Annotated in this window: 21 protein-coding genes; 7 read left to right on the plus strand and 14 right to left on the minus strand. The window is 60.1% G+C overall.

Features of this window, described 5'->3' with window-relative positions:
• Positions 1-4: 4 nt before the first annotated feature.
• The 3 genes from AO692_RS16310 to AO692_RS16320 form a co-directional block, all read right to left on the minus strand.
• The gene (locus tag AO692_RS16310) at positions 5-946 is read right to left on the minus strand and encodes an alpha-E domain-containing protein (protein ID WP_054311087.1); all 942 of its coding nucleotides are present in this window, start codon (positions 944-946) and stop codon (positions 5-7) included.
• 72 nt (positions 947-1,018) lie between these two features.
• The gene (locus tag AO692_RS16315) at positions 1,019-2,431 is read right to left on the minus strand and encodes a circularly permuted type 2 ATP-grasp protein (RefSeq protein WP_054311088.1); all 1,413 of its coding nucleotides are present in this window, start codon (positions 2,429-2,431) and stop codon (positions 1,019-1,021) included.
• A 169-nt stretch (positions 2,432-2,600) separates the two neighbouring features.
• Complete coding sequence (locus AO692_RS16320; protein WP_054311233.1) at positions 2,601-2,837, minus strand: Lrp/AsnC family transcriptional regulator; 237 nt, start codon at positions 2,835-2,837, stop codon at positions 2,601-2,603.
• Between the two features lie 289 nt (positions 2,838-3,126).
• Between AO692_RS16320 and AO692_RS16325 the strand changes: the two genes are divergently transcribed.
• Positions 3,127-4,344 (plus strand): serine hydrolase, encoded by a 1,218-nt coding sequence (locus tag AO692_RS16325; RefSeq protein WP_054311089.1) that lies wholly within the window; start codon positions 3,127-3,129, stop codon positions 4,342-4,344.
• Between the two features lie 16 nt (positions 4,345-4,360).
• Here AO692_RS16325 and tgt read toward each other — a convergent pair whose 3' ends face one another.
• A complete protein-coding gene (gene tgt, locus AO692_RS16330) occupies positions 4,361-5,491 on the minus strand; it encodes a tRNA guanosine(34) transglycosylase Tgt (RefSeq protein ID WP_054311090.1) in 1,131 nt (376 codons plus the stop codon).
• A gap of 113 nt (positions 5,492-5,604) precedes the next feature.
• On the opposite strand from tgt, the gene AO692_RS16335 reads away from it, so the two are divergent.
• Positions 5,605-6,003, plus strand: a complete 399-nt coding sequence (locus tag AO692_RS16335; RefSeq protein WP_054311234.1) for a GFA family protein — start codon at positions 5,605-5,607, stop codon at positions 6,001-6,003.
• Between the two features lie 192 nt (positions 6,004-6,195).
• Here the strand turns inward: AO692_RS16335 and queA are convergent, their stop codons facing one another.
• The 5 genes from queA to coaD all read right to left on the minus strand — a co-directional run bounded on the left by queA (position 6,196) and on the right by coaD (position 9,445).
• The gene (gene queA, locus AO692_RS16340; RefSeq protein ID WP_054311091.1) at positions 6,196-7,266 is read right to left on the minus strand and encodes a tRNA preQ1(34) S-adenosylmethionine ribosyltransferase-isomerase QueA; all 1,071 of its coding nucleotides are present in this window, start codon (positions 7,264-7,266) and stop codon (positions 6,196-6,198) included.
• 64 nt (positions 7,267-7,330) lie between these two features.
• Positions 7,331-7,780 (minus strand): DMT family transporter, encoded by a 450-nt coding sequence (locus tag AO692_RS16345; protein ID WP_054311092.1) that lies wholly within the window; start codon positions 7,778-7,780, stop codon positions 7,331-7,333.
• Positions 7,781-7,785: 5 nt separating this feature from the next.
• A complete protein-coding gene (locus tag AO692_RS16350; RefSeq protein ID WP_054311093.1) occupies positions 7,786-8,301 on the minus strand; it encodes a peptidylprolyl isomerase in 516 nt (171 codons plus the stop codon).
• Positions 8,302-8,324: 23 nt separating this feature from the next.
• A complete protein-coding gene (locus tag AO692_RS16355) occupies positions 8,325-8,819 on the minus strand; it encodes a peptidylprolyl isomerase (protein ID WP_244483381.1) in 495 nt (164 codons plus the stop codon).
• A 125-nt stretch (positions 8,820-8,944) separates the two neighbouring features.
• The gene (coaD, locus tag AO692_RS16360) at positions 8,945-9,445 is read right to left on the minus strand and encodes a pantetheine-phosphate adenylyltransferase (protein WP_054311235.1); all 501 of its coding nucleotides are present in this window, start codon (positions 9,443-9,445) and stop codon (positions 8,945-8,947) included.
• 190 nt (positions 9,446-9,635) lie between these two features.
• On the opposite strand from coaD, the gene AO692_RS33875 reads away from it, so the two are divergent.
• Positions 9,636-9,770, plus strand: coding sequence for a hypothetical protein (locus tag AO692_RS33875; protein ID WP_275448200.1), 135 nt, complete (start codon positions 9,636-9,638; stop codon positions 9,768-9,770).
• 22 nt (positions 9,771-9,792) lie between these two features.
• On the opposite strand, the gene AO692_RS16365 is transcribed toward AO692_RS33875, so the two are convergent.
• On the minus strand, positions 9,793-10,275 hold the full coding sequence (locus AO692_RS16365; RefSeq protein ID WP_054311095.1) for a GNAT family N-acetyltransferase: 483 nt from the start codon (positions 10,273-10,275) through the stop codon (positions 9,793-9,795).
• A 216-nt stretch (positions 10,276-10,491) separates the two neighbouring features.
• Between AO692_RS16365 and AO692_RS16370 the strand changes: the two genes are divergently transcribed.
• Positions 10,492-12,156 carry a GMC family oxidoreductase N-terminal domain-containing protein gene (locus tag AO692_RS16370; protein ID WP_152979858.1) on the plus strand — a complete coding sequence of 555 codons (1,665 nt, stop codon included), beginning with the start codon at positions 10,492-10,494 and terminating at the stop codon, positions 12,154-12,156.
• Positions 12,157-12,319: 163 nt separating this feature from the next.
• On the opposite strand, the gene gyrA is transcribed toward AO692_RS16370, so the two are convergent.
• On the minus strand, positions 12,320-15,115 hold the full coding sequence (gene gyrA / locus AO692_RS16375; RefSeq protein WP_054311097.1) for a DNA gyrase subunit A: 2,796 nt from the start codon (positions 15,113-15,115) through the stop codon (positions 12,320-12,322).
• Positions 15,116-15,386: 271 nt separating this feature from the next.
• Positions 15,387-16,238, minus strand: coding sequence for an AraC family transcriptional regulator (locus tag AO692_RS16380; protein ID WP_054311098.1), 852 nt, complete (start codon positions 16,236-16,238; stop codon positions 15,387-15,389).
• A gap of 84 nt (positions 16,239-16,322) precedes the next feature.
• Between AO692_RS16380 and AO692_RS16385 the strand changes: the two genes are divergently transcribed.
• From AO692_RS16385 to AO692_RS16395, 3 genes are all read left to right on the plus strand, one after another.
• Positions 16,323-16,850 (plus strand): hypothetical protein, encoded by a 528-nt coding sequence (locus tag AO692_RS16385; protein ID WP_054311099.1) that lies wholly within the window; start codon positions 16,323-16,325, stop codon positions 16,848-16,850.
• A 42-nt stretch (positions 16,851-16,892) separates the two neighbouring features.
• Positions 16,893-17,270, plus strand: coding sequence for a VOC family protein (locus tag AO692_RS16390; protein ID WP_054311100.1), 378 nt, complete (start codon positions 16,893-16,895; stop codon positions 17,268-17,270).
• 81 nt (positions 17,271-17,351) lie between these two features.
• Positions 17,352-17,981, plus strand: a complete 630-nt coding sequence (locus tag AO692_RS16395) for a MarC family protein (RefSeq protein ID WP_054311101.1) — start codon at positions 17,352-17,354, stop codon at positions 17,979-17,981.
• A gap of 73 nt (positions 17,982-18,054) precedes the next feature.
• On the opposite strand, the gene AO692_RS16400 is transcribed toward AO692_RS16395, so the two are convergent.
• Positions 18,055-18,480 (minus strand): OsmC family protein, encoded by a 426-nt coding sequence (locus AO692_RS16400; protein WP_054311102.1) that lies wholly within the window; start codon positions 18,478-18,480, stop codon positions 18,055-18,057.
• Between the two features lie 30 nt (positions 18,481-18,510).
• The gene (locus tag AO692_RS16405) at positions 18,511-19,431 is read right to left on the minus strand and encodes a 5'-methylthioadenosine/S-adenosylhomocysteine nucleosidase (RefSeq protein ID WP_054311103.1); all 921 of its coding nucleotides are present in this window, start codon (positions 19,429-19,431) and stop codon (positions 18,511-18,513) included.
• Between the last annotated feature and the right edge of the window lie 18 nt (positions 19,432-19,449).

The following is a 19,449-nucleotide window of genomic DNA, read 5'->3' on the forward strand; positions in this document are numbered from 1 at the left end:
CACCCTAGTAGAACCGATAGTCTTCGGCGATCTGGTCGCCCAGCCGCGTGTTTTCGGTGATGAAATTGCCAAGGAATTCGTGCAGGCCGGCGTCGAAGACATCCTTGATGGAACCAACCTTCAGCATCGCGTGAATTCGTTCGGCGGTCGCATGGCTCGCGTGGCGCGTACCGTAGTCGCCACACAGGAAATTCAGGTGCTCCAGGATGAACCGATAGCAGAAGGTCAATGAACGCGGCATGCGCGCATTGACGATCAGATAGTCGGCGATGTTCGTCGGCTTGTATTCGGCTTCGTAGACCCAGCGATAGGAACGATGCGCCGATACCGAGCGCAGGATCGATTCCCACTGATAATTGTCCAGGGTCGAGCCGACCCAGGAGATGGATGGCAGCAGCACGTAGTATTTCACATCGAGGATACGCGCGGTGTTGTCTGCGCGTTCGAGATAGGTGCCGAGCTGAGCAAAATCGAAGATCTCGTTGCGCAGTTGCGTTCCGAAGAGGGAGCCACGGATCAGAGCCGTCTCACGCTTGACGGCATCAAGCACTGAAGGCAGGTCACGCTGGTCGATCGGCCGGGCAAGCATCCGCTTCAACGCCATCCAGGCCTCGTTGGTGCTTTCCCAGGTCTCTCGCGTCAACGCGGTACGCACCATGCGCGCGTTGTGGCGCGCCGTCTCGATCGACGACATGACGCTGGACGGGTTGGACGTGTCTCGCAACAGGAAGTCGGCGACGTTCGTTGCAGTGAATTCCGAATATTTCTGCGTGAAAGCTACGTCGGAACCGGCGCTGATCACCACCGAGTGCCATTCTTCCGAGGCATCCTGCGTACGCGTCAGCGCCATGCGCAGGCCGGCATCGACCAGCCGCGCCATATTCTCCGCCCGCTCGATATAGCGGTTCATCCAGTAGAGCCCGTTGGCGGTACGTCCTAGCAGCATTAACCGGACCTCCCTGTGGCAGGTCGCCCGTTGCGTGCAAACAATTGCCGACCGCCGACTGCCGACCTGCCCTCAGTCATCGAGCACCCATGTATCTTTTGTGCCTCCCCCTTGAGAGGAATTGACCACCAGCGAGCCTTCCTTGAGTGCCACGCGCGTCAGCCCACCGGGCACGAGCTGAATGCGATCGGAAACCAGCACATAGGGCCTGAGATCGACGTGGCGCGGCGCCAGGCCTTTCTCGGTCATGATGGGGCAAGTGGAGAGCGCAAGCGTCGGTTGGGCGATGTAGTTGGCAGGTTTGGCTGCAAGTTTCTTGGCGAACTCCTCGCATTCCTTTTTTGTCGCCGTCGGGCCGACCAGCATGCCGTAGCCGCCCGATCCGTGCACCTCCTTGATCACCAGTTCAGAAAGGTGCTCCTGCACATATTTGAGGCTGTCCGGCTCGGAGCAGCGCCAGGTCGGGATGTTGCCGAGGATCGGCTTGCGGCCGGTGTAGAACTCGACGATTTCCGGCATGTAGGAATAGATCGCCTTGTCGTCGGAAATGCCGGTGCCGGGCGCATTGGCAATGGTGATGTTGCCGGCGCGGTAGACATCCATGATGCCCGGCACGCCAAGTGCTGAATCCGGGCGAAAGGTCAGTGGGTCCAGGAAAGCATCGTCGACGCGGCGATAGAGCACGTCGATCTGCTTGTAACCTTCGGTGGTGCGCATCGCGACATGACCGTCGACGACGCGCAGATCCTGCCCCTCGACGAGTTGCACGCCCATCTGGTCGGCCAGGAAAGCATGTTCATAGTAAGCCGAATTGTAGATGCCCGGCGTCAGCACAGCGATGGTGGGCGTTCCTTCCACGCCCTTCGGCTTGACGGCAGCCAGGGACTGCCTGAGCAGCGCCGGATAGTTCTCGACGGGCCGCACCTTGATCTGCTGGAACAGCTCGGGAAAGAGCTGCATCATCGTCTCGCGGTTCTCGAGCATGTATGAAACGCCCGATGGCGTGCGTGCATTGTCCTCCAGCACATAGAATTCGTTTTCGCTGATGCGCACGATGTCGACGCCGATGATGTGCGTGTAGACGCCGGCTGGAGGCCGCACGCCGATCATTTCCGGCAGAAAGGCCTCATTGGCCGCGATCAATTGCTTCGGAACGCGTCCTGCCCGCAGGATTTCCTGGCGGTGGTAGATGTCGTCCAGGAATGCATTGAGCGCCTGCACCCGCTGTTCTATGCCCAGCGCCAGACGGCGCCATTCCTGACCCGAGATGATGCGCGGTACGATGTCGAAGGGAATGAGGCGTTCGGACGCCTCCTGTTCGCCATAGACGGCGAAGGTGATACCGGTTTTCCGGAAGACGCGCTCGGCATCCTCCATCTTTTGGGTCAGTCTGCCTGGGTCCTGTTCTTTCAGCCAGCGATCATATGCCGAGTATGGTCTTCTCAGCCCGGTGGTTTCCGGAAGCATCTCATCGAAAGCTGCCAAACGCGTACTCCCCTCTGACACCATTTCAACTGGCGTCGGAGAAGAAAATCAAGCGCAATCGGCGATTTGCATCATTACAACTGCTTTGCCTTCACGATTGCCCGATTGTCAGGCGGCAAAACAGCTTCCCAGGCAGCGCGTGCTTATTTGGCGTGCACTTTACCGCTGTCTAAAATGCCCGGAACGTCACCGTCGTGAAAGTGTCGGAGATACCCGGAATGATCTGCACTTTCTCGTTGACGAAATGGCCGATGTCCTGGTCGTCGTCGATGTAGAACTTCGCGAGCAGGTCGTAGTGGCCGGCGGTCGAATAGATCTCGGAGGCAAGCTCGGCGTCGGCGAGCGCGGCCGCCACTTCATAGGCCTTGCCGAGTTCGCATTTGAACTGCACGAAAAACGTCTTCACGGGCCGGCCTTCCTTCTGTTTCGCATCCGTTTTGGCAGACGCGCCCAGCGCATTCAAGCCGATTTCCGACAGGGATGAAGAACCTCACCTGCCGTTGCGGCACATTGACAGGCTGGACAGCCACCGCTTCAACTTCATCCCAATTCGATCGGAACCGATGCAGTTCCGGCACCAGAGCGCCGCGCGTCCATTTGGACGCGCAAAGGACGCTCTGACACTTTGATTTGGCGCATGATCCTTTCCGAAAATCGATTCCGATTTTCGGGGTCATGCGTTAAGGGAGAACTTCATGCGGACATTCTGGCGACGGGCGCTGCGCGTCGTTCTTCTGCTCGTTGCCGTCGCGCTCGTCGGCGGCTTCGTCTTCCGTCAGAAGATCAAGGAACTGCACGCCGTCTATACTTACGCGAACGCGTTCAAACCGGAGGTCATCGATGAGAATTTCCGCTCGCTGTACAAGGTTTATCCCTCCGTTCGGGTCGAACACGGTCCGGAGGTAAGCGAACTTCAGCGGGCAGAGCGACCGCTGCCTGAAACCTACGTCTCCCGCGACGGAACGCGCAGGATCTCCGACTGGATCGAAAAGACGCAGACCACTGGCCTGCTGGTGATCAAGGATGGCAAGATCGTTCATGAGGAATACAGGCGCGGCAACAACGCCGGGACGCAGTCGATCGCCATGTCGGTCTCCAAGTCGACCGTTTCCTTCCTTGTCGGCAATGCCGTCGCTGACGGGCTGATCAGGCTGGATGACCCCGTCGAGAAGTACGCGCCGACATTGGCCGAGGGTGGTTACAAGGGCGTCAAGGTCAAGAACGTGCTGCAGATGTCGTCCGGCATCGGCTTCAACGAGGACTATGGCGACCTCAACTCCGACATCGTGCGCTACATCATCCAAATCCTGACCGGCTCGGTCAACGAGTTCACGGCGCATCTCAAAAACGAGCGGCCGCAGGGCACCTTCAACCGCTACGTCTCGGCCGATACCCAGGTGCTCGGCATGGTTCTCGAAGGTGCGACAGGAAAATCCCTGCCCGACTATTTTAAGGAAAGGCTGTGGTCCAGGCTCGGCCCCGAAGCCGACGCTTATTGGCTGATCGACCAGAAGAAGGAAACGCTGGCCGCAGGCGGCCTGAATGCCGTGCTGCGCGATTACGCTCGCTTCGGCCTGCTTTATCTCAATGAAGGCCGCAACTGGAAGGGCGAGCAGATCGTGCCCGCCGACTGGATCCACGCCTCGGTGACGCCGGACGCACCGCATCTCATGCCAGGTCGCGAAGACCCTGCTGCCGGCATTCCGTTCGGCTATGGCTACCAATGGTGGATACCCGGCAAGCCGCAGGGCGACTTCACCGCAATAGGCATCTATGGCCAGTTCATCTATGTGAACCCGGCGCGCAAGGTGGTGATTGCCAAGACCTCAGCCTATGCCGATTACAACAACAGCGGCAATGTCATGGAATACGAAACGATAGACGCATTTCAGGCGATCGCCGACGCGCTGTAGTACTGCCAGCAGACCTTCAACAAGGTGGCAGATCGCCCCTCGCCCATCCTTCGGTGATCACAGCAGCACGATCCTCGAACTGACCGGCCTCGATCGCGTCTCGAATGTCCTGCATCAGCTTCTGGTAATAGGAGAGATTGTTCCAGGTCAGCAGCATGGCGCCCAACGCTTCCTGCGAGCGCACCAAATGATGCAGATAAGCCCGCGAGTAGTCGCGCGCGGCCGGGCAATCGCTCTCTTCGTCCAGCGGCCGCGGGTCGTCGGCATGACGCGCATTGCGCAGGTTGATCTTGCCGCGCCGCGTGTAGGCAAGCCCATGTCGCCCAGCCCGGGTCGGCATCACGCAATCGAACATGTCGATGCCGCGCGCCACTGATTTCAGAATATCGTCCGGCGTACCGACCCCCATCAGGTAGCGCGGTTTGTCGACTGGCAATTCCGGGCACGTAATGTCGAGCATGTCCAGCATCACCGCCTGCGGTTCGCCCACCGCAAGTCCGCCGACAGCGTAGCCTTTGAGATCCATGGCCGACAGCGCCTGCGCCGAGCGCACGCGCAGCGGCGCGATGTCGCCGCCCTGCACGATGCCGAACATCGCTTTACCGGGCTGATTGCCGAAGGCGATCTTGCAGCGCTCGGCCCAGCGCAGCGACAGTTCCATCGCCCGCTCGATCTCTTTGGCATCGGCCGGCAGTGCCGTGCACTCATCGAGCTGCATCTGGATATCGGAATCGAGCAGCCCCTGGATCTCGATCGAACGCTCCGGCGACATCTCATGGGGCGAGCCGTCGATATGCGAGCGAAAGGTGACGCCCTGTTCGGTCAGTTTCCTGAGCTTCGACAGCGACATCACCTGAAAACCGCCGGAGTCGGTCAGGATCGGATGCCGCCAGCGCGCGAATTCGTGCAGGCCGCCCAACCGCGCCACGCGCTCCGCGCCTGGCCGCAGCATCAAATGATATGTATTGCCCAGGATGATGTCGGCACCGACGCCGCGCACCTGGTCCATATACATCGCCTTGACCGTGCCGCCGGTGCCCACCGGCATGAAGGCTGGTGTACGGATCCTGCCACGCGGCATGGAGATTTCGCCGCGCCGTGCCTTGCCGTCCGTAGCGAGTAGGGAAAAGGAAAAATTCTCGATCATGCGCTGCCTTTAGCTCCCGCCGCGACGCAAGACAATCGGGGATGAAATGCTTGTCCGGTCCAGCTCGCGCGCCTAGCTTGTGAAACCGCGAACCGTGAGACGATCCCATGCCGATGTTCGAAGGTGCATGCCACTGCGGCGCCGTGCGCTGGCAGTTCAACGGAACTCCAGACGGGGCGACGGCCTGCAACTGCACGGTCTGCCGCCGCTATGGCGTACTGTGGATCTATGGCTACGAAAGCGAGGAAATCGAGGTTTCCGGCGAGAGCCGTGTCTATGCGCGCAACGACAGTGATGGCGCTCTCACGTTCCATTTCTGCCCGAACTGCGGCAACGTGGCGTGGTGGCGCGGCGCGCATCTGGATAAGAAAGGCCGCCGGCGCATGGCCGTCAACGTGCGGCTTTCCGAACCGGAAACCGTAGCCGCCTTGCCGATAGACCATTTCGACGGTCTGAACACTTTCACCGACCTGCCCCGCGACGGCCGCTGCGTTGTCGACTATTGGTTTTAGCGCAGTCGCTATTGGCCGAATTCCTCGTGGACTGTGCTGCAGCCATTTGCTCTGCAAGCAATTGCCGGTAGCAGATGCAGCCGCCCATGAATTTCGGCCATGATGGCACCCCGATCCCGGCACAAGGCGCGCGTTGCTTCCGCAGTACCCTAAGCGTAGGGGCGCTTAAATGCCGCCGACCTCTGAGAAACGCTACATCCGGAACAGCAGACTGCCGTCGCCGTAGGAATAAAACCGATAACCCGTCTCGATGGCATGCTGATAGGCTGCACGCATGGTGTCCAGTCCGGCAAAGGCCGAAACCAGCATGAACAGCGTCGAACGCGGCAGATGGAAATTCGTCATCAACGCATCGGCGGTGCGGAAGCGATAGCCTGGCGTGATGAAAATGTCGGTGGCGCCGGACCACGCGGCCAAGATCCCGTCGTCGCGCACGGCACTTTCCAGAAGCCGCAATGACGTCGTGCCAACGCAAACAATGCGGTTGCCGCGCGCCTTGGCTGCATTCAACGCTTCGGCGACTTGCTGCGACACGTAACCGGTTTCGGCATGCATCTTATGGTCTGCGGTATCATCGGCCTTAACGGGCAGAAAGGTACCGGCTCCGACATGCAGGGTCACAAACTGTCGCTCGATGCCCCTGGCATCCAACCCCGCGAACAAATCGGGCGTGAAATGCAGGCCAGCCGTCGGGGCGGCGACCGCTCCCTCTTCGCGCGCATAGATGGTCTGGTAATCGGAAAGGTCACGCGCATCGTCGTCGCGTTTGGAGGCTATATAGGGTGGCAGCGGAATATGGCCGACCGCATGCAACGCTTCATCCAGGAAGGCGCTTGAGAGATCAAAGCCGAGCAGCACCTCGCCGCCATCACGCTTTTCCAGAACCGTGGCATCGAGCTGGCCAAGGAAGCAGGAATTGCCGTCATGGCCGAAATGGATGCGGTCACCTTCTGCGATGCGTTTGCCTGGGCGCATGAAGGCCAGCCACCGGTCTGGACCGGTGCGCATGTGCAGCGTCGCTTCCACCTGGGCAGAGGCCTCGCCGCGCCGGCGAATACCGCGCAGTTGCGCGGGAATCACCTTGGTGTCGTTGAAGACCAGAACATCGCCGGGATCGAGCAGCGATGGCAGGTCGCCGACCACCTTGTCGACAAGCCCCTCGCCTGGCCGCACCACCAGCAGCCGTGCGGTATCGCGCGGTTCAACAGGACGAAGCGCAATACGCTCCTCCGGCAGGTCGAAATCGAAGAGATCCACTTTCATGGTCGCGGCAATAGCGCGATCTTGATCGATCCGCCACCATGGTTGTTGGCCAAAGCGCTGTCGGTCAGTAGAGCCGGATCATCAGCGCGCCGACCAGAAGCAGGGCTGCACCGACGATGCGGCCCATCGAAATTTCACGCACAGCCACGCCGAGGAAGCCGATGCGGTCGACCAGCATGCCTGCCAGAAGCTGACCGGCGACGAGGAAGGCCATCAGCGCGGCGGCGCCGATCCTTGGCGTCAGAAGCACCGAGCTCGTGACATACACACCGCCGAGCACGCCACCGGCCACAAAGAGCCACGGCGCCGGCGCGCGCCAGTCTATGGCGATGCCTTGTCCGCGCGTGGTGAAGAAAGTGACGATGCCAAGCACGATCGCGCCGGCCAGGAACGAGATCGCGGCGGCGGCAACGGGCACACCCAGCCCGCGAGCGAGCTGGGCATTGATGGGAGCCTGGATGGCGATGAAGGCGCCCGCCAGGACGCCGAGTAGCGACCAGAGAACGCCAGCCATGATGTTTACGCCGGCACGTCCGCGGCGACTTTCAGCGACACGATCTTGTCGGGATCCTGCACCGGCTCGCCACGCTTGATCTTGTCGACATTTTCCATGCCTTCGATGACCTGGCCCCAGACCGTGTACTGGCGATTGAGGAAGCCGGCATCCTCGAAGCAGATGAAGAACTGCGAATTCGCCGAATTCGGGTTCTGCGCGCGCGCCATCGAGCAGGTGCCGCGAGCATGGTTGACGTTGGAGAACTCCGCCTTCAGATCCGGCTTGTCGGAACCACCCATGCCTGCACGCGACGGATTGAAATCCTTGCCATCCGATTTGCCGAACTTGACGTCTCCGGTCTGGGCCATAAAGCCATCGATAACGCGATGGAAAACAACGCCATCGTAGGCGCCTTCGCGTGCAAGTTCCTTGATACGTCCGACATGGCCGGGGGCGAGATCCGGGAACAGTTCGATGACGACCTTGCCTTTGGTCGTTTCCATGATGAGCGCGTTTTCGCGATCCTTGATTTCAGCCATTTTGGATATCCTTCTGATAAAACTCAGTTCTTGTCGGCGGCGATGCGAACCTTGACCATGCGGTCTGGATCGGAGACCGAACCGTTGTTGGCATCGTCGCCCTTCTTGATCTTGTCGACGAATTCCATGCCCTTCTCGACATTGCCGACAATGGTGTACTGGCCATTCAACGACGGCGCAGGCGCGAACATGATGAAGAACTGCGAATTCGCCGAATTCGGATCCTGCGACCGCGCCATGCCCACGACGCCGCGCGCGTATTTCTCCTTGGAGAACTCAGCAGGCAAGTCGGGTTCCTTCGAGCCGCCGGTGCCGGCGAGGCTGGCGTCGAAGCCCTTTTTCATGTTGCCGTACTGCACATCGCCGGTCTGGGCCATGAAGCCGTCGATGACGCGGTGGAAGGCAACGTTGTCGTAGGCGCCTTCGCGCACCAGCTTCTTGATCTGGGCGACATGCTTGGGCGCAAGATCGGGCCGAAGGGCAACGACCACGTCGCCGTCCTTCAGCGTGATGATCATGGTGTTTTCTGGCTCTGCGGCGAAAGCCTGCGACGCGCCGCCGAACAGGCCGGCAAGCACGACGAGGAAGGCGGCGAGCTTCTTGAGCTGCATGGAATGATCTCCGAAATATCTAGGGTCAGGACCTATTTCGCGAATTTGGCTTTGAGCGCGCCGGCAACGGCAACGGGAACGAACGGGCGGATGTCGCCACCCATCGAGGCTATCTGGCGGACCAATGTGGCCGTAATCGTGCGCACCGAAGGGCTCGCCGGCAGGAAAACGGTCTGCAACTCGGGCGCCATGGTCTCATTCATGCCGGCCATCTGCATCTCGTAGTCGAGATCGGTGCCGTCGCGCAGGCCACGGATCATGATCGAGGCGCCATGCTTGCGTGCCGCGTCGATCACAAGGCCAGCGAAGGAGACGACGCGAATACGCCTGGCTTCGTTGCCGAATTCGGCTGCGGTGGCCTTTTCGATCAGTTCGGAACGCTCCTCGAAGGAAAACAGCGGCGTCTTTGATGCCTGGATGCCGATAGCGGCATACACCGTGTCCGCAATCGTCAGCGAGGCCTTCAGCACATCGAGATGGCCGTTGGTCAGCGGGTCGAAGGAGCCGGCATAGAGGGCGATGCGTTCGGTCATGATGCTGCTTCTAGCGGGCACCGGGCCGGAACGCAAATGGCTGCCGGAGAGCGCCGTGAACCCTTCATCAACCATGAACGGCAGATGAACGGCACGATCACACACGGTTAAAGTCTGTTCACGTACAGATGATCATGCGCGGTGAAACCAATTCACCTTCTGCCCGTTTCAAGGAACAGGAGATTAAGCCATGATGATCCTCATGCTCGCCACCGCAATGACCGTAGCCATGCTGATCGCGACCGTTTTCGGCCTGCATCAGGAAGCCGAGCGCGTGCGTCTCGACGATCTCGATCGCCGCCATCGTTTCGGCAAGCACCGGTAGATCGAGGCTCCAAAAGCCCGGCTCACCGGAGTGAGCCGTGCAGATGTTTTTCCATATCCACCAGCGTCCAGCCCGGACGTCTCGAATTGGCCCGCCTGCCGGTTTCCCGATAGCCATATGCCGAATATAGCGCGATATTTCGCTCCATCCTGGCGTTCGTGTAGAGCTTGACCAGATCGACCCCTGCTTCACCCGCCTTTTCCTCGGCCCAGTCGAGCAACCGAATGCCGAGTTTCTTCCCTTGGAACTCGGGCGCTACGGCAACGGAAAAGATCGAGATATGGTCACCGTGTCGTTCGAGAACGATCAGCCCGGCCAACCTACCCGAAAGTTCCAGCAGCCAGACCTCGCCAGCCTCGATACGCGGCGCGTAATCCTCGGTGACAGGAACAGGCGGCGCATCCAGCATCTGCGTGTATGGCGCATAGGCTTGTTCAGTCAGCGCAACGATCGCTCTCAGATCCGAGCCAGTCGCACGCCGCAACCTGCTATGTTCCTGCACCATCTCGGCTTCCAAACTGACCGCCACCACTGACCGTCGGGCATCATAACCCTGACTGCAGTCGGCCCAATGCACCAGTTGGGGCGCACTCGATAGACAGACCGGGAATATGACGAATGCCTCTAATGTAGAATATGTTAAATTTCACTCTCAATATATCGATGTAATTTAGAATATTTTACCGGAAAAATTGAAATCAATCTCAAATAAGACGTCCAGGTGAAAAATATAGATCCTTTGAATAAAGCAAAGGATTTATTCATGTATGATTATATTATTATAGGCGCAGGAACTTCCGGGTGCATCCTTGCAAACAAATTAAGTGAAGTTTCCGCAAATCGTGTGTTGCTTCTTGAGGCGGGATACCCTGACAACTCCCCTCTCCTGCGCATACCTGGCCAGGCGGGAAAAGCCATGCGCGGGGGATACGTGCGCATATATCGAACAATGGCTCAAACGCATCTGGCGGGACGTCGCTGCGCCATTCCTCAGGCACATGTGCTGGGTGGCGGCAGCTCCATCAACGGAATGATCTATATTCGTGGCAATCCGGCCGACTATCGCGCTTGGCGCGCACTCGGCAATGTCGGCTGGGATTGGCCGGACGTCCTGCCTTATTTCATCGCCGAAGAGAACAATCAAAACCATGGAGCGCCGTTCCATGGCAGCTCGGGGCCTATGCATGTGCGCGATATTCCCACGCCCAACGTGCTGTCCCACGCCTTCATCGAGGCCGCAGCCGAGTGCGGCATCTCGAAAAACCTGGATTTCAACGGCATCTGGCAGGATGGCGCTGGCATCTTCCAGGTGACCAATCGCAACGGCTATCGCTGGAGCACGGCGCGGGCCTATCTGCACCCCGCCATGGCAAGACGGAGCCTCGATGTGATAACCGGCGTGCTGGCCTCTCGTATCATCCTTGCCAACCGAAAAGCGGTATCCGTCAAGGCGACGCTACCGGACGGTGAGATCCGCCACTTTTACGCCCGACGCGAAATTATCGTTTCCTCCGGCGCGATCGGCTCACCCTCCCTTCTGCTACGGTCCGGGATCGGGCCGGCGGATGAGTTGCGCGCCATCGGTATTGAGCCGGTTCACGACCTGCCCGGCGTCGGCAAGAATTTTCACGACCACATGCATGTCAGTATCGCGGGCCGCTGCAGCCAGCCGCTGTCTTATGACGGGCAGGATCGCCTCTTGCCGTTCCTGCGCCATGGCCTGCGGATTGCCTTGACCGGTCGAGGACCGGCCTCGTCCACCTGGTGCGAAGCAAGTGCTTATTTTCGCAGTTCGGCAGTGAAGAGCAGGCCCGATCTCGCCGTGCATTTCCTGCCGATCTACGCCATGGACGAAGTGGAACAATGGCCGAAGGGCCATGGCATGACACTCAACGCCACATTCCTGCAGCCTCAGAGCCGCGGCGAGATCAGGCTGACCTCGTCTGACACGCATGACGAACCGCTGGTGGACCCGAACTATCTTTCCGCGCAAACCGACATGGCCATGATGGTCAGAGCCGTGAAGCGCGCCCGCCAGATCCTCGCCGCACCGGCGCTCAAACCCTACTGCAGCGGAGAACTTTTTCCTGGGCCGAGCATTCGGGACGAGACGGAGATCGAAGACTTCATTCGCGCCCATGCCGTCACGGATTTCCATCCGGCAGGGTCCTGCAAGATGGGCACCGACCCTCTGGCTGTGGTCGATCCATCGCTCCGGGTGCGCGGGCTGTCGGGTTTGCGTGTCGTCGATGCCTCGATCATGCCCGTTCTGGTGAGCGGCAACACCAACGCCCCGACCATGATGATCGCTGCCAAGGCAGCGGAAATGATCCTGTCTGCCCGCAACACGCGCTCCGTCGACATCGAAACCTTGGCGGCGCGATAGCGCGTAGCGGTCTTCCGTCCGGAATTGCGTAAAAACAAAGAGTTAGAGCGTTTCCGTGAGAAACGGAAACGCTCCAGGGTGGCGCTTGGCATTCGAATTGTGAAAGGGTGGCTCGGAAGCCACCCTTTTCACAAAATTCTGCTCAGGAGCAGGCAGCGCGACCTCAGGCCTCTCCGCCTTCGTTGCTGCCATCATCGGCTGAATTGTCGCCGTTTTCGGCCGCCTCTTCATCCCCAGCTTCATCATCGCCTTGCGGTTCCGAAATACGCTCCACCGACACCACCTTTTCACCCTCGGCGGTGTTGAAGATGGTGACGCCCTTGGTGGCGCGGCTCGCGAAGCGAATATCGTGCACCGGCACACGGATGACCTGGCCACCGTCGGAGACAAGCATGACCTGATCGTCATTGCCGATGGGGAATGCCGCCACCAGAGGGCCGATCTCGCCAACCTTCGATACGTCGGTGGCCCGGATACCCTTGCCGCCGCGATTGGTCAGGCGGAAATCGTAGGACGAGGAACGCTTCCCATAACCGAACTCGGTGACTGTCAGCACGAACTGCTCGTGCTGCCTGAGGAATTCGTAGCGCTCATCGGAAAGCTGCGCTTCTTCCGAAACGTCCTCGTTGGTCAGCGCGACCTCTTCCTCTTCTCCCGCGCCGGCCAGGCGCCGCTCGGCGACAGAGCGCTTGAGATAGGCTGCACGTTGCGCGGGATCCGCGTCGACATGTTCTATGATCGCCATTGAGATGACACGGTCGCCCTCGCCCATGCTGATGCCGCGCACGCCAACCGAGTTGCGGCTCTGGAACACGCGCACGTCATCGACGCGGAAACGAATGCACTGACCCGAATTCGCGGTCAGAAGCACGTCGTCGTTGTCGGTGCAGGTTTCGACGCCGAGGATCTCGTCTCCTTCTTCCTCCAGCTTCATGGCGATCTTGCCGTTGCGATTGACCTGGACGAAATCGCTGAGCTTGTTGCGGCGGACGGTGCCGCGCGTCGTCGCGAACATCACGTCGAGTTCGGCCCAACTTGCCTCGTCCTCCGGCAGCGGCATGATCGTGGTGATGCGTTCGCCCTGTTCGAGCGGCAGCATATTGATCAGTGCCTTGCCACGAGACTGCGGATTGCCGATGGGCAGACGCCAGACCTTTTCCTTGTAGACGATGCCGCGCGAGGAGAAAAACAGCACCGGCGTGTGCGTGTTGACCACGAACAGTCGTGTGACGAAATCCTCGTCCTTGGTCGACATGCCCGAGCGGCCCTTGCCGCCACGTCGCTGCGCCCGGTAGAGCGAGAGCGGCACGCGCTTGATGTAGCCCGAATGCGACACGGTGACGACCATGTCCTCACGCGGGATCAGGTCCTCGTCTTCCATGTCGGCGCCGGCATCGGTGATCTCGGTACGGCGCGGCGTGCCGAATTCATCGCGCACGGCGATGAGCTCATCCTTGACGATTTGCTGGATACGAGCCCGGGACGCAAGAATCGCAAGGAAATCAGATATTTCAGCGCCGATCTTGTTCAGTTCATCGGCGATTTCGTCGCGGCCGAGCGCGGTCAGGCGCTGCAGGCGCAGTTCAAGAATGGCGCGGGCCTGTTCTTCGGACAGATTGTAAGTGCCATCCTCGTTGATGCGGTGGCGCGGATCGTCGATCAGACGGATCAGCGCCTCGACATCGGCGGCCGGCCAGCGGCGCGTCATCAACTGCTCGCGCGCCGTTTGCGGATCGGGCGCGTTGCGGATCAGCTTGATGACTTCATCGATATTCGCAACCGCGATGGCCAGACCGACCAGGACGTGCGCACGCTCGCGCGCCTTGCGCAGCAGGAATTTGGTGCGCCGGCTGATGACTTCCTCACGGAAAGCCACGAAGGCGCGCAGCATGTCGAGCAGCGTCAGCACTTCAGGCTTGCCGCCGTTGAGCGCCACCATATTGGCGCCGAACGACGTCTGCAGCGGCGTGAAGCGATAAAGCTGGTTGAGAATCACCTCGGCATTGGCATCGCGCTTCAGCTCGATCACCACGCGGTAGCCCTGACGATCGCTCTCATCGCGGATATCGGAAATGCCCTCGATGCGCTTTTCACGCACCAGTTCGGCCATCTTCTCGATCATCGACGCCTTGTTCACCTGATAGGGAACCTCGGTGATGACGATCGCCTCACGCTCGCCGCGCATTTCCTCGACATGCACCTTGCCGCGCATGACGACCGAACCACGGCCGGTCGAATAGGCATTGTAGATGCCCGAACGACCAAGGATCAGGCCGCCCGTCGGGAAGTCCGGACCGGGAATGATCTCCATAATCTCGGTGAGGTCGATGGCCGGATTGTCGATGACGGAGATAGCGCCGTTGCAGACTTCCACCAGATTGTGCGGCGGGATATTCGTGGCCATGCCGACGGCAATGCCGCCCGCACCGTTGACCAGCAATGCCGGAAAACGCGCCGGCAGAACGCGTGGCTCCTGCCCTGACGCATCATAGGTATCCTGGAAATCGACGGTATCCTTGTCGATGTCCTCCAGCAATTCATGCGCGACTTTGGTCAGACGCGATTCTGTATAACGCATCGCCGCCGGCGGATCGCCGTCGATCGAGCCGAAATTGCCTTGTCCGTCGATGAGCGGCACGCGCATCGACCAATCCTGCGCCATACGCACCAAGGCGTCATAGATCGAGGCGTCGCCATGCGGGTGGTATTTACCCATCACGTCGGCAACCGGGCGGGCCGACTTCACATATTTGCGGTTCCAGTGGTAACCGCTCTCATGCGAGGCAAACAGGATGCGCCGGTGCACCGGCTTCATGCCGTCGCGCACATCGGGCAGCGCGCGGCTGACGATCACGCTCATGGCGTAATCGAGATAGCTGCGCTGCATCTCCTCGATGATGGAAATCGGCTCGATGCCTGAAGGGCCGTCCGGCCCCTGCGGTGTTTTCTGGTCGGTCAAAATGGATCGCAATCAGCTGGGAATCACTGGCCTCTTATATAGGAAAGCCGCGCCATTCTCCAATGCGAGGGCGCGGATTTTCGCTGTAAAGCGGCCGTTTTCCAGTGCTTATTTTTCGAGTTATTTCAAATAGATAGACAGATCCAAAAAACGCAGCACGAATGGCGCCCGGCAGATTGTGGCGACCGTGTGAAATGCACCGGCCGCTTCCTGCTGCGGCAACCGCGAAATCTCTTCCGCGACAACCTGAGGTCGCGACGGATTTTGCCTTTCAGACAAATAGCCGGCGCAGTTCTGAAACAGGCTGGCTGGATAGCCTGTATCCGGTCGGCGTTCGCCCCATGACCTTCCGAAAACGACGATTGAAAGTAGACAGATCGCCGAAACCCGCCTCTAGGGCGATTTCCGAAACGGCGTCTCCGGTGACCCGCAACCGGACGGCCGCGCGATGCAGCCGTGTCCTTAGCAGAAACTGATACGGGGTCATGCCAACAATCGCGCGAAACGAACGCAGGAAATGGTATGGGCTGGTCGCGGCCCGGTCTGCCAATTCGGATAGCGAGAGCTGCTCCTCACCCTTGGCCTCGATCAAACGTATCGCTTCGGAGACCCGCTTTTCATCACGTTGGCTGATCTTTGCCGGCCTTGTCAGCGATCCCGTCAGCATGGTCACGGTCGCACCTGCCAGTCGCAGCGCGACTTCCTCCAATTCATCGGCATCACCTTCGCTGCGTGCGACTTCGGCATCCGCGAGCAGCGCAACAAGCTCCGGACGTGCCGGCAGGTTCGGCGCATCGAATTCCACATGCTTCCCTCCGGGCACATCCGCCAGAACGCCTTCCAACATCTCGGAGGAGAATTGGAAGGATAGACAATGGTCGCCGCTGCTGTGTTCATGCCCGCATTCGAAACATGTCTTGGCATTGCCAAGCAGCAAGGCGCCTGGCGTCATCACCGCCGTTCCTTGCCGTGAACGGTAGCGGAAAGTACCGCGTGTGACGGCAGCGATACAGAACGAGCCGTGCTCTTCCTCGAACGGCCGCTCCCCCACCGTCGCCGTACAGACGATGTCGCCCACGCTCCATCCGGCCTTTTTGGCAAGTATCCGCACCTGCTGGCTCATGTCCGCGATTTAGCAATTTTTCCCAAGCCCAGACAGCCGGCAAGCGTTACGCCGACCATGTCTCCTGACAGGTTTGAGGGCGTTATGCATAGCCAGAATACCTTCGCTGAGGCGCTGCATGCGCCGGGTCCGCTCGTCGCGCACGCCGACAAGCTCGCTCTTTACGGCCGTTTCGCCGGCGCTTGGAGCTTCGATGCCAAACGCTGGACCGATGACGGCAGATTGCTGACCGGTCGCGGCGAGATCCATTTCGGCTGGGCACTGGAGGGACGCGCCGTCCAGGACGTCTGGATTTTGCCCGCCCGCAATGCTGGACCTTCGCCGGAACTCGGCCCGTGGACATTCTATGGCACGACGCTGCGGATCTATGACCCGGGCATCGATGCCTGGCACATCCTGTGGAGCGATCCGCGCACGCAATATTACAGCCGACAAACCGGCCGGGCCGAAGGTGCGGACATCGTCCAGATCGGCGGCGACGGCAGCGGAACAAGGACACGCTGGCGCTTCACCGAAATCACCGGCAATTCGTTCCGCTGGCTCGGCGAGCGGGCCGGCGACGAAAGAGGCTGGCACCTGCAAGTCGAATTCCTGGCACGGCGCGTCGCCTGACGTCCCTTTGTTCATCAACTCAGATTCAACGCGAGGTTCAAAATGCTCGACCATGTCTCGATCGGTGTCGCAAACCAGTCCCGCTCCAAGGCTTTCTATGACGCGGTCCTGGCACCGCTCGGTTATTCCTGTCTCAGCGAAGCGCCTGGTTCGCTGGGTTATGGCCACGAACAGGTGGCGCTCTGGATTCTTGAGGTTGAACGTCCGGTGCCCGCCGATATGGCGTCCGGCCTGCATTTCTGCTTCACGGCACCCAGCCGAGACAGCGTTCATGCATTCCATGCTGCGGCACTCGCCAGTGGTGGCGATGACAACGGCAAGGCAGGACTACGCGCCGACTATGGCGACACCTATTTCGCTGCCTTCGCCATAGATCCCGATGGCTATCGCATCGAGGCCTATTGCAGCGCAGAGGGCTAGTCCGCCTGCCGCACAGATAGTTGGCAAGTTCCCCGCGATCGCGCTACCAATCATTCGGTTGCGCCGCAGGAGGGGTACGGCATGCCGAACTACGAAAGCCTGTTCAACGCCTTCGTGACATTGCTCGTGACCATCGATCCGCCGGGGCTGGCGCCGCTTTTCCTTGCCGTGACGCGCGGCATGAATCGGGAGCAGCGCAGCCAGGTGTCGGTTCGTGCCTCGATCATCGGCTTTATGGTCATCGCGCTGTTTGCGGTGGCCGGCGCTTCGATCCTCTCAGTGTTCGGCATCACCTTGCCGGCCTTTCGCGTGGCCGGCGGCTTCCTGCTCTTCTTCATCGCCTTCGAAATGGTTTTCGAGCGCCGGCAGGACCGCAAGGAGAAAAGCGCGGATGTGGCGATCACCAAGGATCACATCCACAATATCGCTGCCTTCCCATTGGCCATCCCCCTGATCGCCGGCCCCGGTGCAATCTCGGCCACGGTCCTGTTGTCGAGCTCGTTCCAGGGTATTGGAGGCCAGCTGTCGCTGCTCGGCATCATCCTCGCCTGCCTGCTCATCACCTACTTGGTGTTCGTGCTGGCGGAGCGCATCGACGGAATTCTGGGACAGACCGGGCGCTCGATTCTGACGCGGTTGCTCGGCGTGATCCTGGCCGCGCTCGCCGTCCAGTTCGTCGCCGACGGCATCAAGGCGCTGGCGGCGAGCTGATCAACTCACGCAACGACCATATTTGAGCAGATGCGATCAAAGCGCGGGCGCACAAGTGGCGCATGCACAGACCTTATTGAGTGGCCGTATCCACCACTTCGAAATCGTGCGTCACCGTCGCCGTCTTGCCCATCATGATCGAGGCCGAGCAGTATTTTTCGGCCGACAGCTGAACCGCCCGCTTGACCTTGTCATGCGACAGGCCCTTGCCTTTGACGATGAAGTGCATGTGGATGCGCGTGAACACCTTCGGGTCCGTTGGCGCGCGATCGGAATCGAGCTCCACGACGCAGTCTTCAACCGCCTCACGCCCCTTTTCCAGGATATGCACGACATCGATGGCCGAACAGCCGCCGGTGCCGATCAAAAGCAGTTCCATGGGGCTCGGGCCCGGCGTCTTGCCGTCATCGCCATGCGTCGTTCCCAGAACCAGCTTATGGCCGCTGCCGGTCTCGCCCACGAATGTGCGGCCCTCAACCCATTTGATACGCGCCTTCATTCCTGATTTCCTTGTATCTTACAGTCGAGGTTACGGCATTTCCGCCAGCAGCGCCTTGACGACATTGGCCGAGTTTATCGAGGCCAGCGCCATGAAGGTCGCCATCTGATTGGCGCCCTCACCGCCACCGGCGAGATCCGACAGGCTGCGCACCGCCAGGAACGGTACGCCGTTGCTGTAGGTCACATGTGCGACAGCAGCACTTTCCATGTCGAGCACCTTGGCGTCGAAGGTCTTGTGCACATAGTCACGAAATTCGGCATTGTCGACGAAGGCCTGCCCGGAAACACCGTTGCCACCGACAATGATCTTCGGCGGCTTGGCGAGACATTTGTTCTCCGGCGCGCAGGCTTGCAGATCGAGCTTGGCTGCAACTTTGCGGGCTGCCTCGAGCAAGGCTGGGTCGGACGGGAACCAGAACTTCGTTTCATCGCCGCTGCCGCCCTTGCGCGTGACAGTCACCGAACGCGGCACGACCATTCCGTAACCGGCGAACTGATCCTTGGGAATAAAAGGCGGAATTTCGTAGCCGTCGCCAACCTTGCGCGCGAAGACCGCCTCAAGATATTCGCCCCACTGATCGGCAACGACGACATCGCCAATGCTGAGCGCGGGATCGACGCCACCGGCAATGCCGGAAAACACCACGGAAGTGACGACAAACCGGTCTAGCGCGGACTGGGTCGTCATCGATGCGTTGACCATGCTGACTCCACTCAGGAACAGCACGACATCCTTGCCGGCAAGCTTACCTGTGATGAACTTGCGGCCATTGATCTCATGTTCGGCGCGGTCGGCAAGATCGGCCTGCAACGCTACCCATTCCGGTGGAAAGGCCGAGACAATCGCGACACGCGGTTTGTCGTCGAGCCGTTCCGCTGCCGGGACGGCAGCGGAAAACATGACGAGGAACAGCAGACCGAAAGCCATCACGCGTGCGATAGCGCTCATGCTTCAGGCTCCTTCGCC

Source organism: Mesorhizobium sp. 1M-11 (assembly GCF_001303895.1).
GTDB lineage: Bacteria > Pseudomonadota > Alphaproteobacteria > Rhizobiales > Rhizobiaceae > Mesorhizobium.